Origin of the sequence: Candidatus Nitrospira allomarina (assembly GCF_032050975.1) — a bacterium.
Classification (GTDB): Bacteria; Nitrospirota; Nitrospiria; order Nitrospirales; family UBA8639; genus Nitrospira_E; species Nitrospira_E allomarina.
The window spans coordinates 755,325-769,569 of the sequence record NZ_CP116967.1 but is presented as its reverse complement, the minus strand read 5'-3'; the positions used below and the strand labels follow the sequence as shown (position 1 = coordinate 769,569).

General features: G+C 47.3%; 14 protein-coding genes and 1 pseudogene. 14 read left to right on the top strand and 1 reads right to left on the bottom strand.

Translation table 11 applies throughout. The features are described from left to right. Positions 1-35 precede the first annotated feature (35 nt). The 11 genes and pseudogenes from PP769_RS03290 (at position 36) to PP769_RS03250 (ending at position 11,050) form a co-directional block, all read left to right on the top strand. Complete coding sequence (locus PP769_RS03290) at positions 36-1,193, top strand: NAD(P) transhydrogenase subunit alpha (protein WP_312645169.1); 1,158 nt, start codon at positions 36-38, stop codon at positions 1,191-1,193. A gap of 25 nt (positions 1,194-1,218) precedes the next feature. Next, the gene (locus PP769_RS03285; RefSeq protein WP_312645167.1) at positions 1,219-1,497 is read left to right on the top strand and encodes a proton-translocating transhydrogenase family protein; all 279 of its coding nucleotides are present in this window, start codon (positions 1,219-1,221) and stop codon (positions 1,495-1,497) included. Between the two features lie 5 nt (positions 1,498-1,502). Next, positions 1,503-2,894, top strand: a complete 1,392-nt coding sequence (locus PP769_RS03280) for an NAD(P)(+) transhydrogenase (Re/Si-specific) subunit beta (RefSeq protein ID WP_312645165.1) — start codon at positions 1,503-1,505, stop codon at positions 2,892-2,894. Positions 2,895-3,069: 175 nt separating this feature from the next. Next, entirely contained in the window at positions 3,070-3,264 is a 195-nt protein-coding gene (gene rpsU, locus PP769_RS03275; protein ID WP_312645163.1) for a 30S ribosomal protein S21, read from the top strand. Between the two features lie 79 nt (positions 3,265-3,343). Further along, positions 3,344-3,793: pseudogene (locus PP769_RS19705) on the top strand (endonuclease III domain-containing protein); the annotation flags it as partial. 98 nt (positions 3,794-3,891) lie between these two features. Beyond that, positions 3,892-3,999, top strand: a complete 108-nt coding sequence (locus tag PP769_RS19700; protein WP_376753415.1) for an iron-sulfur binding domain-containing protein — start codon at positions 3,892-3,894, stop codon at positions 3,997-3,999. Between the two features lie 654 nt (positions 4,000-4,653). Beyond that, positions 4,654-8,091 (top strand): molybdopterin-dependent oxidoreductase, encoded by a 3,438-nt coding sequence (locus tag PP769_RS03270; protein ID WP_312645161.1) that lies wholly within the window; start codon positions 4,654-4,656, stop codon positions 8,089-8,091. 91 nt (positions 8,092-8,182) lie between these two features. Then, positions 8,183-9,472 (top strand): 4Fe-4S dicluster domain-containing protein, encoded by a 1,290-nt coding sequence (locus PP769_RS03265; RefSeq protein ID WP_312644280.1) that lies wholly within the window; start codon positions 8,183-8,185, stop codon positions 9,470-9,472. A gap of 441 nt (positions 9,473-9,913) precedes the next feature. Further along, positions 9,914-10,249 carry a fibroblast growth factor gene (locus tag PP769_RS03260; RefSeq protein WP_312645158.1) on the top strand — a complete coding sequence of 112 codons (336 nt, stop codon included), beginning with the start codon at positions 9,914-9,916 and terminating at the stop codon, positions 10,247-10,249. Positions 10,250-10,374: 125 nt separating this feature from the next. Further along, positions 10,375-10,743 carry a hypothetical protein gene (locus PP769_RS03255; RefSeq protein ID WP_312645104.1) on the top strand — a complete coding sequence of 123 codons (369 nt, stop codon included), beginning with the start codon at positions 10,375-10,377 and terminating at the stop codon, positions 10,741-10,743. Positions 10,744-10,819: 76 nt separating this feature from the next. Beyond that, positions 10,820-11,050 (top strand): hypothetical protein, encoded by a 231-nt coding sequence (locus PP769_RS03250; RefSeq protein ID WP_312645077.1) that lies wholly within the window; start codon positions 10,820-10,822, stop codon positions 11,048-11,050. A 62-nt stretch (positions 11,051-11,112) separates the two neighbouring features. Here PP769_RS03250 and PP769_RS03245 read toward each other — a convergent pair whose 3' ends face one another. Continuing rightward, positions 11,113-11,418: a Trm112 family protein gene (locus PP769_RS03245; RefSeq protein WP_312645075.1), complete on the bottom strand. Its 306-nt coding sequence runs from the start codon at positions 11,416-11,418 to the stop codon at positions 11,113-11,115. Between the two features lie 190 nt (positions 11,419-11,608). On the opposite strand from PP769_RS03245, the gene PP769_RS03240 reads away from it, so the two are divergent. The 3 genes from PP769_RS03240 to PP769_RS03230 all read left to right on the top strand — a co-directional run bounded on the left by PP769_RS03240 (position 11,609) and on the right by PP769_RS03230 (position 14,125). Then, positions 11,609-12,247 carry a DUF502 domain-containing protein gene (locus tag PP769_RS03240; protein WP_312645073.1) on the top strand — a complete coding sequence of 213 codons (639 nt, stop codon included), beginning with the start codon at positions 11,609-11,611 and terminating at the stop codon, positions 12,245-12,247. Between the two features lie 46 nt (positions 12,248-12,293). After that, positions 12,294-12,761, top strand: coding sequence for a GNAT family N-acetyltransferase (locus tag PP769_RS03235; RefSeq protein ID WP_312645071.1), 468 nt, complete (start codon positions 12,294-12,296; stop codon positions 12,759-12,761). A 74-nt stretch (positions 12,762-12,835) separates the two neighbouring features. Continuing rightward, on the top strand, positions 12,836-14,125 hold the full coding sequence (locus PP769_RS03230; RefSeq protein ID WP_312645069.1) for a DmpA family aminopeptidase: 1,290 nt from the start codon (positions 12,836-12,838) through the stop codon (positions 14,123-14,125). Positions 14,126-14,245: the final 120 nt, after the last annotated feature.

Here is a 14,245-nt window from a genome sequence, read left to right as displayed (position 1 = left end):
TTCCCACAACCCTTATATTTAAGAGATAGGCCCTTATGATTGTTGGCGTCCTTCGAGAAACGTATCCTGGTGAACACCGAGTGGCTCTAGTTCCAGCTGTACTCCCCTCGCTGAAAAAAGGCGGAATGGATGTCATGGTGGAATCCAAGGCTGGAGAACAAGCGGGTTATCCTGACTCCGCGTATGTCGAAAAAGGCGCAACCATTGCCTCATCTCGGTCACAAGTGTTCGAGAAGGCTGATTGCGTTGTTCAAGTAAGGTTGTTGGGAGCAAACCTTACAGAAGGTCAAGCAGACCTAGCAGATTTTCGCAAAGGACAGATCCTGATTGGAATGGCCGAAGCCTTGACGGCCCCTCAATCGGTTAAAGACCTCGCTTCTCGTGAGGTCATGGCCTTTGCTTTAGAATTGATGCCTCGCATTACCCGTGCCCAAAGTATGGACATCCTTTCCTCCATGGGTACGGTAGCTGGCTACAAAGCGGTACTGATTGCCGCCAGTTCGCTGCCAAAAATGTTTCCAATGCTCATGACAGCGGCTGGAACGGTCACTCCTGCGAAGGTCTTAATCATTGGCGCTGGAGTTGCAGGATTGCAAGCCATTTCTGTGGCTAAGCGGTTAGGGGCTGCTGTTGAGGCGTATGATATTCGCCCTGCGGTCAAGGAGCAAATTTTAAGTTTAGGTGCCAAGTTTGTTGAACTGCCTTTGGAGACAGGTGCTGCGGAAGATAAAGGGGGGTATGCCAAAGCCCAAGATGAAACCTTTTACAAGAAGCAGCGAGAGTTGTTAGGGAAAGTAATTGCTAATAGTGATGTGGTGATTTCCACGGCGGCTGTGCCTGGGAAAAAAGCACCGATTCTTATTACGGCCGATATGGTTGGGGCTATGGCTCCAGGGTCAGTAATTGTAGATTTGGCTGCAGAACGGGGCGGAAACTGTGAGCTGACCAAGTCTGGCCATACCATCGTAATGCATGGTGTGACGATTCATGGTCCTGAAAACTTGTCCTCAACCGTGCCGTTTCATGCCAGTCAAATGTATGCCAAAAATGTGGCGACCTTTCTCCTCCATTTAGTGAAAAAAGGGGAAATGCAAATTGATATGAACGACGAAATTACGAAAGAAACCATGTTGACGCGCAATGGGGAAGTTGTTCAGCCCCTCATTCGGGAAGTATTGGGACTTCCTGCTTAATCGGCGTAAGAACGAGGGAATTGTTATGGAAATGTTTCTCATGTCCTTTACCGTTTTTGTCCTCGCGATCTTCGTGGGCTTCGAGGTCATCACGAAGATTCCGCCTACTCTTCACACTCCTTTGATGTCAGGTTCTAACGCCATTTCAGGTATCACCTTGGTGGGGGCCATTGTTTCTGCAGGAACAGAGCTGTGGGTTACCACGGTTCTGGGTTTTCTTTCTGTGGTCTTGGCGTCCATTAATGTGATTGGTGGATTTATGGTGACGAACCGAATGTTGGCCATGTTCAAAAAGAAGACCTAAAACCTATGTACGATTTTATTATAAATTTCTCTTACCTCGTTGCGTCCGTCCTGTTCATTTTTGGCCTGAAGGGGCTTACCCATCCTCGAACAGCAGTTCGCGGAAATATTCTGGGTGCCTGTGGAATGCTGCTGGCCGTGGTCGTGACCCTCACTGATCGACACATTGTCAGTTATGAGTACATTATTTTGGGAATGGTAGTGGGTGGTGCCATTGGCGCGGTGTTGGCGATGCGCATAGAGATGACCTCTATGCCAGAGATGGTCGCCCTTTTGAACGGATTTGGTGGCGCGGCCTCAATCTTTGTGGCTGGAGCCGCATTGATTGAAGGCTCTTCCTTAACGGATTCACCTATTTTTCAATTAACGATTGCCACAGCTGCCTCAGGATTAATCGGGGCCGTGACGTTTTGGGGTAGCCTGGTTGCCTTTGGAAAGCTGAAGGGGCTGATTTCCGAAAATGCGATTTTGTTTTCCGGTCAACAAGTGATTAATTCTATCTTGGCCCTATTGGTGCTTGGGCTAAGCATTGGGGTGGTTTTAAGTCCTGAGAACTTCTCGCTATATTGGTTGTTGGTGGGGGTGGCATCTGTGTTAGGAATTTTGCTGGTGCTTCCTATTGGTGGTGCGGATATGCCTGTGGTGGTGGCGTTATTAAACTCCTATTCGGGGTTAGCTGCCGCGGCAACAGGTTTTGTGCTTTCCAATAATGTCCTCATCATCACCGGTTCATTGGTTGGTGCGTCCGGGATCATTCTGACCCATATTATGTGTAAAGCCATGAACCGATCGTTGACCAATGTCTTGTTTGGAGTGATGGGACCCTCAGGTGAGGGTGGCCAAACCGCTGATGAAGTGTATGGGGGAAAAGTTAAGTCGGCATCTCCTGAGGAAGTCGCGTTGCTGTTTGATGCGGCGCGCCGAGTAGTAATTGTTCCCGGCTATGGAATGGCCGTATCCCAAGCTCAGCATCCGGTCGCCAGCCTGGCCGCTCTTCTGGAGAGCCGTGGGACAACCGTGGAATACGGGATCCATCCTGTGGCAGGAAGAATGCCAGGCCATATGAATGTCCTTATGGCTGAGGCGGATGTTCCCTATGATGCGCTGAAAGATATGGATGAGATCAACCAAACCATTGATCAGGTGGATGTTGTCTTAGTTATTGGTGCAAACGACGTGGTGAACCCATTGGCCAGGACTGATCCAAGTAGTCCAATTGCGGGAATGCCCATCATTGATGTCGATAAGGCAAAAACCGTTGTAGTAATAAAACGCAGTTTAAGCCCTGGTTTTGCTGGAATTCCCAATCCATTATTCGCCTTGGATAACTCATTGATGTTATTTGGAGATGGCAAAAAGATGGTATTGGATATGATTGCCGCATTAAAAGACTCATAGTGATCATTTTAAAATATCATATATAAAATATTTAGTACTTGATTTTAAAGGCAAAAATGTAAATTAACGAATTAATTTCGTCTTGCATAGGCTTACAACTCATGATAAAGTGCCAGACTCTGAAGCAAAGCGTAAAATTGTAAAATGTTGATTTAATCTTTAGTTTGAGGGAAACGTGGAAGTACGAGTTATCAATAACAACGTTGAAAAAGCATTGAAAGTCGCTAAGAAAAAGTTGGCCGCAGAGGGTTTATTTCGTGAATTAAAACGGCGCAGATTTTATGAAAAACCTAGCGTTAAGAAAAAGGGTAAAGAGCGTGAAGCCGCACGTCGTCGCCAAAAATGGCTTTCAAAGAATAGAATGTTTTAGCTTGTATTAATTATTTGCCCCCAACATCCATCGCAATTTCTCCTCAATTTTTCCTTCAAAATTTCATTAAAAGGAAAATATGCATGAGGATGACAATCTTGTCTTCCTCACCCTGGTTAAGAAGGCCATAAGGCCATTTCCTACCCCAATCCTTAGTCACCTTGCCGAACAAGGCCTTGACCCTTTTAAAATTCTGATTGCCTGTGTTTTGAGCTTGCGAACTCGAGATCAAGTGACCGCCGAGGCTAGCAAGAGGTTATTTGCAATTTCCTCTGACCCATTTTCAATGGGTAGAATGCAGGTGAAAAAAATAGAAAATACCATTTTCCCTGTTGCGCTTTATCGCGTAAAAGCTAGGCAAATTAAGGCCATAAGCCACTAGATTTGCAAGGATTTTCACGGGAAGGCTCCTGATACCATTGATGCCCTGTTATTATTGCCGGGGGTTGGGCGTAAAACGGCTAATATTGTGGTTCCTTTAGCCTATAAAATGCCAGGAATATGCGTAGATACGCATGTCCATCGAATTTGCAATCGATGGGGTTTTGTCTTTACCACTACCCCTCATGAAACAGAGCAAGCACTTCGTGGGAAGCTTCTCGAAAGTGGTGGATTCCTCTCAATGGAATGTTGGTCCCCTTTGGTCAAAATATATGCACACCGATTTCCCCCAGGTGCAGTGTTTGTATTATGGGTCAATATTGTCAAAAAAATGGTGTTTTATCTGAACGGTAATGAAATTTTGAAATTTTTAGAACGGACTGAGGCTTTTGGAAGGAACTGAATTAACGTTCTACATAAACCAAATTGTTGTTTGAGCTCAGGGTTGTTGAGGGTGACGCAAGGTTGGATATCTGAAAAATCAAGCAAAACCATGAGCAATTGGGCAGAGAGGAATCCATCTCATACTTGTGCCAAAATGTCATTTTTCTGTTTTTGTTGTTGAATAGTGGCTGCAATTAGTGATGTTACCGTTTAATCTATTGTTACCAATTGGTATCTTTGCTGAATGATCAAATGGTTTATTTTAATTTTATTTATATTTTTCAATAACTTATATTTTTTTTATTAAACTTTAAGTGAAATTTTGTCTTTGGAAAATGAATAATGCTGTTACCATTTAGAATCATTTTGTTTTTCGTAAAGAATCTTAATTAATTATTTTACAAATTATACAATGACTTACGATTTTTTAATGCTGAATGAAAAAGGTTCAAATCTTGCAAATTTTCATTTTATGCTATGTAACCATTCAAAAAGTAATGAAATAAAAAATTAAATTGACCCAAATCTTAATTTTTGTAAAAGGAGGTGATACGAGTTTTAAGTTTAAATTTGTGAATTAAATCATGGACTTGATGTCCTGCACTCACTTAGGAGGTGTAAGCAATGTTTCTTTCTAGACGGCAATTCTTGAAAGTTTCAGCGGGAACAGTCGCAGCGGTGGCATTGGCCGATAAGGCCTTGGCCCTAACGGCTTTACAGCCGGTTATCGAAGTTGGAAATCCTCTCGGGGAATATCCAGACCGGTCATGGGAACGTGTCTATCATGATCAATATCGATATGACAGTTCCTTCACGTGGTGTTGTTCTCCGAATGACACGCATGCCTGTCGTATCCGGGCATTTGTCCGGAACGGGGTGGTCATGCGCGTGGAGCAAAATTACGATCATCAAACTTATGAAGACCTCTATGGCAACCGTGGTACGTTTGCGCATAATCCGCGGATGTGCTTAAAGGGCTATACGATGCATCGGCGGGTGTATGGGCCTTACAGGCTGAAGGGTCCCTTGATGCGGCGGGGATGGAAAGCATGGATGGATGACGGAAGTCCGGAATTCACCCCAGCCATCATGAGCAAATATAAATTTAACGCCCGCTACTTGGATGATATGTTGCGGGTCTCTTGGGATACCGCCTTTACCTATTTGGCGAAAGCTATGATCATCATAGCAGAGCGGTATAGCGGAGAAGCGGGTGCTCGGAGATTACGGGAACAGGGCTATCCGCCGGAGATGATCGAAATGACCAAAGGGTCAGCTATACGCGCATTTAAATTCAGAGCCGGAATGCCAATTTTGGGTTTGATTGGGAAAATGGGCATTACCCGTATGAATGGTGGTTGCGGGGCATTATTGGACACCTACATCAGAAAAGTTCAGCCGGATCAGGCTCAAGGGGGTCGGTACTGGTCGAATTATACCTGGCATGGTGACCAAAACCCTGCTCATCCGTTCTGGAATGGTGTCCAGGCTTCAGATGTCGACATGAACGACATGCGGTTTTCGAAATTGAACACGAGTTGGGGTAAGAACTTCGTGGAAAATAAGATGCCGGAAGCGCATTGGAAGCTGGAGAGTATTGAGCGGGGAGCCCGGTTGGTGGTCATCACTCCGGAATATAACCCCACAGCCTACAGGGCTGACTATTGGATGCCGGTACGGCCAGCGACTGATGGAGCTTTATTCCTGGGTGCATTGAAAATCATTTTTGACGAGAACATGTACGATTATGATTTCTGTCAATCGTATACAGACATGCCTATTTTGGTTCGGACGGATACCCTCCAATACCTGGATCCCCGGGAAGTGATTAAGGATTATGCGTTCCCGGATTTTGCCAATTCGTATTCCGGCAAAGTGCAAACCATGAAGCCTGATGTCATCGCGCGTTTGGGCGGTTTTATGGTGTGGGATCTTAATAAGAACCAAGCCGTGCCTCTTCATCGCGAATTGGTAGGTTGGCATTATAGAAAGAGTGGGATTGATTCGGCCTTGACAGGAACCTATCGTGTGACCCTACTCAGTGGCCGGGAAGTGGACGTCATGCCGATCTTCCAAATGTATCAAGTCCATCTGCAGGACTATGATTTAGATACCGTCCATCAAATCAATCGATGTCCGAAGGACCTGATTGTACGCTGGGCGCGGGATTCAGGGACGATTAAACCGGCGGCCATTCACAACGGTGAAGGGACGAACCATTACTTCCATCAAACCATCATTGCCCGCGGCGCGGCGATGGTATTGATTGTGACGGGCAACGTCGGGAAGTTTGGGACAGGCCAACATACTTGGGCGGGTAACTATAAGGCCGGAATTTGGAATGCCACCCCCTGGGGCGGCGGCGGTTTAGGAACCCACACAGGAGAAAATCCGTTCAAAATTACGACGGATCCGAATGCCCATGGCAAAGAAATTCATGTCAAAGGGTATTATTACGGAGAAGAAGTGGCCTACTGGAACCACGGTGATACGGCCTTGATTGTGAATACGCCAAAGTATGGTCGTCGGGTGTTTACGGGGAAAACGCATATGCCAACCCCCAGTAAATTCCGGTGGGTAGCCAACGTGAACGTGTTGAACAACGCCAAGCACCATTATGACATGGTGAAAAACGTTGATCCGCACATTGAAACGTTGGTCAATCAGGATGTGGAGATGACGTCAGATGTCAACCACAATGACGTATCGTTTGCCGTCAATACCTGGATGGAGTTTACGTATCCAGAGCATACGGCGACGGTGTCGAATCCGTGGTTCCAAGTATGGAAGGGTGGAATTAGACCGCTGTATGACACCCGGAACGATTTGGATACGGTGGCGGGCGTTGCGGCCAAACTCAGCGAAATGACGGGTGATGGCCGGTTCCGCGATTATTTCAAGTTTGTGTATGACAATCGTGTGGATGTGTACTTGCAACGAATTTTGGATGCAAGTACCACAGCATATGGCTATAACGCGGATGTGATGTTGAAGTCGGAAAAGGGCTGGATGGTGATGTGTCGGACATATCCTCGCCATCCTTTCTGGGAAGAGACCAACGAGTCCAAACCTCAGTGGACGCGAACGGGCCGTTATGAGAATTATCGCGTGGAACCAGAAGCCATTGAGTATGGGGAAAACTTCATATCGCATCGTGAAGGGACGGAGGCCACTCCTTACTTGCCGAATGCGATTATGTCGTCCAATCCATATGTCAGGCCGGATGACTATGGGATTCCGATCACGGCACAACATCATGACGACAAAACCGTCCGCAACATCAAGTTGCCTTGGGCGGAAATTAAACGGTACTCCAATCCGCTCTGGGAGAAGGGGTATCAGTTCTATTGCGTGACGCCGAAGACCCGACATCGGGTGCATAGCCAATGGTCGGTGAATGACTGGGTGCAGATGTATGAGTCCAACTTTGGCGATGCCTATCGGATGGATAAGCGGACGCCAGGTGTGGGTGAACATCAAATTCATATCAACCCGCAAGCGGCCAAAGATCGTGGGATCAATGACGGGGATTATGTCTTCGTCGATGGAAACCCGGTGGACCGGCCGTATCGTGGCTGGAAGCCCAGCGACCCCTATTACAAGGTGGCACGGTTGATGATCCGGGCGAAGTACAACCCGGCCTATCCCTACCATGTCACGATGGCCAAGCATGCGCCGTATGTATCCACGGCGAAGTCGGTGAAAGGGCATGAAACCCGACCGGACGGACGGGCGATTGCACTGGATACCGGCTATCAATCGAACTTCCGGTATGGGGCGCAACAGTCCTTTACCCGTGACTGGTTAATGCCCATGCAGCAGTTAGATTCGCTGCCTGGCAAACATGCGGTCGGTTGGAAGTTCAAATTTGGCTATCAAGTGGACAATCATGCGGTCAATACAGTGCCGAAGGAATGTCTGATCCGTATTACCAAGGCGGAAGACGGCGGCATCGGTGGTCGAGGACCGTGGGAACCGGTTCGAACCGGGTTCACTCCAGGCCAAGAGAATGAGTTTATGATCAAATGGCTGAAGGGTGACCATATTAAGATTAAGGTGTAGGAACGGGTTCATGGGGAACCCAAAGAAATTGCTTCTTTGGGTTCCCGCCTCGTTCACTTGGTAATTCAAACAATAGAAACGGAGGACGACAATGCCTGAAGTGTATAACTGGCAGTTAGGACGAAAGATGCTGTATCCGTATGAGGAGCGGCATCCGAAATGGCAGTTTGCGTTTGTCTTTAACATCAACCGGTGTTTGGCGTGTCAAACCTGCTCGATGGCGGACAAGTCGACGTGGCTGTTCAGCAAAGGGCAGGAATACATGTGGTGGAACAACGTGGAAACGAAGCCGTACGGGGGCTATCCGCAGTTTTACGATGTGAAGATCACGCAGTTGATTGAGCAGGTCAATCCGGGCGGGCAGGTGTGGAACGTGCGGGTGGGCCGTAAACACCATGCGCCGTATGGGGTGTTTGAAGGAATGACGATCTTTGATGCGGGCGCCAAGATCGGGCAGGCCGCCATTGGCTATATCCCGACCGACCAGGAATGGCGGTTTGTGAATATCTATGAAGATACGGCGACCTCGATGCGGGCGATCGTGGAAGGGGTGGATAAGACGGGGTTCACGAAAGAAGAGCCGTGGAAAATGCAAGGCAGCAGCTTGCCGGAGCATGAGACGTACTTCTTCTATCTGCAACGCATCTGTAACCACTGTACGTATCCGGGGTGTCTGGCGGCGTGTCCGCGGAAGGCCATCTACAAGCGGCCGGAAGACGGGATTGTGTTGATCGACCAGAACCGGTGCCGGGGGTACAAGAAGTGTGTGGAGCAATGCCCGTTTAAAAAGCCGATGTACCGGGGGACGACGCGGGTGAGTGAGAAGTGTATTGCGTGCTATCCGCGGGTGGAAGGCAAAGACCCCTTAACGGGGGGCGAGCCGATGGAGACGCGGTGTATGGCGGCGTGCGTGGGCAAAATCCGGCTGCAAGGGTTGGTGAAGGTGGGCGATGACGGGCTCTGGGCGGAAGATCGCTGGAATCCGTTGTACTATGCCATCCGGGTGGAACAAGTGGCGTTGCCGTTGTATCCGCAATGGGGCACGGAACCCAACGGGTTTTACATCCCACCGCGGCAGGCGCCGCGGGGCTACATCCGGCAGATGTTCGGGCCGGGGGTAGATAATGCGATTGAGAAGTATCTGGTGCCGAGCCGGGAGTTGTTGGCGGTGCTGCAGTTGTGGCGGGCGAGCCAACAGATCATCTTCCGGTATGACGTGATTCCGGGGCCGAAAGTGTTTGAAACCCAAATCCATGGGCGGAAGTTTGAGATGTACAACGACACGGTGTTGGGGTTCAACAAATCGGGCAAGGAAGCGGTGCGGCAGCAAGTGGAAGAGCCGATTTACATCCGCCCGGCGGAGCGGGTGAACTGGCTGTAAGCAGGGAGCCCAGAGGGGAACCCGAAGAGCAGGGGGCGACATGCGTCGCCCCCTGCTTTTTTTTGGGGGGTTGCCGATCCACTTATTAGATAGGATCTCGTATTTAAAACTGAACTGAGATGTTTTGAAGTGGCATTATTGGGAAATGAGGTACCCGGTTTCTGTTAGGGTTGCCCGAAAAATTTTATGTATTGGCAATATATAAAATTTGGGGCTAATCTTGTTAATTGATAGAAATGGATTTAGAACGGAATTGGGTGGTTGGTGTGGTTTGATAAATTTTCAATTATTTTGCCTTTCAGGGAATATTTACAAAAATTGTGGTAAAAAAATTGGTATAAATGTTTTGATATACAGGGAACCCCTGATACAATCACTTATTAACTATATGAAAATGTTGAATTCTTGGGCGATGAGGCCAATTTGGAGTTATAAAGAAGCGTGACGAAACCCTCAAAAACCATAGAAGATCTCCCGTTTTCGGCGCAGGCTGTATCCTTTGCCGAAATCATTAAAAATGGTGAAATTCCAAAACAATATTTGGACAGTGAATATGTTATGCATCAATTTGTGGAACGATTGGTTCACTATATCTTAAGTGTTCCGCAAGGCAAATTCTCAATGTCGGAGTTAGGGAAACTTTTGGAAAAAATGGATCCGACCCACCAGGTTTTCTTTTTTAAACGGCTCAAAGAAAATAGTCCCAATAGCCTGAAACAATTTGCACCCTTATATTATGGGTTTATGGCCGAATTTCATCCTTTATTATTTACCTGAGGTCACCAGACCAATAAAAAAGCAAACTCGTTGTACAATTATAATGAAAAAGTCCTAGAAGGATTCTGAATAGCAGTATATAATCGAAGAGAGAGTACAATAATTTTTCTTGTGAGGAACGGATAATGAATTCAATTTTACATCGTGCCGTGGCGAGTTTTTACAACCTGATTTATGAAGGGCAAGCATTTGCCTCAACCATGGCCCGAATTGATGCAGCTGAACAAGAACGGTATTTTGGTCGGGTAGAAGGGCTCAACTGGGTTTTAGACCGCTGTCAAGAATTAGAGGATGTGGACATGAACCTGACGACAGCCTCCCTCCAGAAGTTATTAGGGGACGTGAAGTCAGATCTGGAACATGAGCTCTCCATACAACGTAGGGAAAAAGGGCGTCGGGCGGATGGGAGAGAAGAAGCCCTAATTTTTGTAACGGATTATCTCGTCAGTTTGATCACTGCCACGGAAATCGAATCAACGAAAAGCCCTGTATAATTGCCTGCCAATCAGTGTTGGACCATTCCAGGAATGGTCCAAGCTCTGCTCATTGCACTGAGTATCCGGAACTAACATGGGGTTGTCTAGAAAAACAATGGTCCGTGAGTGGATTATCTTAGCCTTATGTTTAGGGTTGGGGGCCCATGTGGCATTGGGATTTCTTCTGCATGGTGGACAGAATTGGCCGATCGAGTCGTATGGATATTATGGGATTTTTTTTGGAGTCTTTATCTATGTGGTCGTCCAGATTGGTCGATCACTATGGTGGTTTAAAAAAGGAGGTCGGAGTACACAAAGTTTATGAAAAGTCTATTCCCAAAAAAATAATTACCGCTTTATTATCGGAAAAACGTTGAGGCTAAAGGCTTACATTGATGAGAGATCGGATTTCTCTATTGGAATCCCTTCTTCAATAAGCATAATGGGAATTTGATCACGGATAGGGTAAAATAAAGTGTTGTCTTTTCGAAGAAGTCCTCCATCGATTTGTTCAGTGACGAGTTGACCTCCCTTCGTCTTCAATTCTCCTTTTGAGATTTTTTGGTTCAGTCGTTGAACAACGGTTTGGTCCAATAAACACACCTCTTGCTTTGTCTCTGGACAACAAAGTATTGCCAATAGGTCAGGAGCAATATCACCTTTTCCTTTAGTTGTATCTTCGGGGCGCACCATCTAACTCCTTTCAATACGTGCCAAAAATTGACGAAATTTTCTCCCAGTGAAGAGTAACACTGGCCTTCTTTTGTAGCAAGAAATTTTCAGAAAATACCGATTTGTATGCAAACAAATCTCTGTGTCTCTGATGCTGCGGAGTGAGTAGGTTTTTGGTAGACTGCTGGCATCTCCTAGCTCCACATATTTTATGCATGCCCTTGCTGACCATACTTTCAAACGGTATCTCCTGACTGGTTTATTTCTTATTATTCCAGCCTGGGGGACCTTATTAATCCTCTATACACTACTCGAAACCTTAGAGCATATGACGGTAGACATTGTGTGGGCATTATATGGCGTGAGGATTCCGGGTTCAGGGATCACATTTTTTTGTCTTCTTGTCCTCTGGGTGGGCATGGGAACGACCCATTTACTTGGCCAGCAAATCCATCGAAAATTGGAAGATTCTTTGGAGCGTATTCCTTTTGTGCGTAGTATTTACTATACCCTTAAAAGTATGGCGGATGTCCTCAAGTTCCGCGATCGGTTTGGTCAAAGCAAAGTCGTCGCATTTCCGTTTCCTCGTGACGGGCTTTGGGCTTTAGGTTTTGACATGGGATTACCTCCACCCAGGCTACAAGTTGTCCCTGAAGGAACTCTAATGATGGTCTTTGTTCCGACAGCAATCCATCCGTTTACCGGCTATCTGGCCTTTGTTCCAAAAGAAAGTGTGAATCGAATTCAGTTACCACCAGAAGAGGCAATGAAAATGGAGTTTTCAGCCGGACTCTACCGCCCCCGATCGGGATGGCTGTCGCCAGCAAATGGTCCGACGAAGGATAGTTGACCTGGGAATGGACATGTCATCCCCGGTAATAATCAGACGGGCAACCATGTCTGATTTGAAATCTATTGTAGGTTTCAACTTGGCTTTAGCCAGGGAAACTGAAAATCGAGAATTAGATGTGCGAATTCTTGAGATGGGTATAGAGGCAATTCTCAAAGATTCTGGTAAGGGATGGTATGCAGTTGCAGAAAAGTCTCGCAATGGTGGCGCACTTATAGTAGTGGGGCAGATTTTGGTCACCTTTGAGTGGAGCGATTGGCGAAACGGGAATTTTTGGTGGCTTCAAAGTGTGTACGTGTATCCAGATCAGCGTCAACAGCAAATCTTTCGGCAGCTTTTTGAGTATGTGCAAAGCCAAGCCCGTTTGAATCAAGAACCCGTTTGTGGATATCGGCTCTATGTGGAAGAGAAAAATCATCGGGCCCAGCAGGCTTATGCCCACCTTGGATTTCAAGAAACCCCTTACCATATGTATGAAAAGGAATATCCCTGGACACCCCCGTCCTTTCCCTAATCAATCGTGTGAATGACTCTTCCCTGCTATTGGTGAATGGGCTGGAGGACGGGTAGACAGGTAGGACTGGCAATATGCGTTTTCCTAATTTGAAGCAGGGTCTTCAGGCCTATCTTTTTTGCATTTTAGGAATTGGCTGGGCATGGACTGCCTCTGCGGTATTGGCCAATACCTCTGCTACTCATGATTTGGTAGAAGCTCGCCCCCATGTAAAGGATCTTGGGATCACCATAGGCCGGTATGCTCCGGGGGAAATGAATGCCATCACCGATGTTCAAGGGGTGAAAGTAGGACATGTCACCATTCATGAAGGCGAGGGGGCCTTGCAGGTAGGTCAAGGCCCTGTTCGGACCGGTGTGACGGTCATTATTCCGCGTGAAGATGTTTGGCATCATAAAGTTCCAGCAGGAGCGTTTGTGATAAATGGGACAGGGGAAATGACGGGATTGGCCTGGGTGGCGGAATCAGGGTTTTTAGAATATCCCATCGCGTTAACGAATACGTTGAATGTCCCTCGTGTGGCAGATGGCGTTATGAGCTGGATGATTCAGCGCTATCCCGACATTGGAATTACTGATGATACGCTCACGCCTGTGGTGGCTGAATGCGACGATAGCCGACTGAATGATAGTCAGGGAAGGCATGTGTCTCCGGAAGATGTGGTCCACGCCCTGGAAACGGCAACAAGAGGTCCCGTTCCAGAGGGGTCTGTCGGGGCAGGGACGGGGATGGTGTCCTATCAATTTAAAGGCGGCATTGGTACCGCCTCTCGAGTGCTTCCATCTGAAGATGGAGGATATCGTGTCGGCGTGTTGGTGAATGCTAACCATGGCCGTCGTCATGAACTAACGATCGCGGGAGTGCCGGTGGGCCAAGTTTATAATACGGATCTGCCAATGGTTTCACACAAAGAACTGGAAGAATCGATCGTGGCAGCTCTGGGCGAGCTTCCGGGAGCGGTCCCCCCTCAAAGACGGCAGGACAGCGGGTCTATTATCATCATCATCGCGACGGATGCTCCGCTTGATGCACGCCAACTGTCTAGACTCTCCCGCCGGGCTACCATAGGATTGGCGCGAACCGGGTCCATCTCCCATCATGGCAGTGGAGATTTTGTCCTGGCGTTTTCTACCGGCAATGTTATTCCTCATTATCCGGAACACCGGACATTTTTTATGGCTCATCTTGCCGATACCCATATCAACCCCTTGTTTCAAGCCACGGTGGAGGCCACCGAAGAGGCCATTCTCAACGCCTTGCTACAAGCCACAACGGTTACAGGAAGAGATGGACGACGCTTTGAGGCAATCTCGGTTGAAAGACTCCGTTCGATTTTAAATGCCTATGGTCGCCCAATTCAGTAAGCAACTTATTACGTCTAGGGTGAATGTTCTTTGGTTTTATCGGGACGGGGTAGGAATAGAGGGAAAAATTTACCAAACCTCTTTCATGGACATCGTTTGGCGGGGATTGCTAGACTTTAT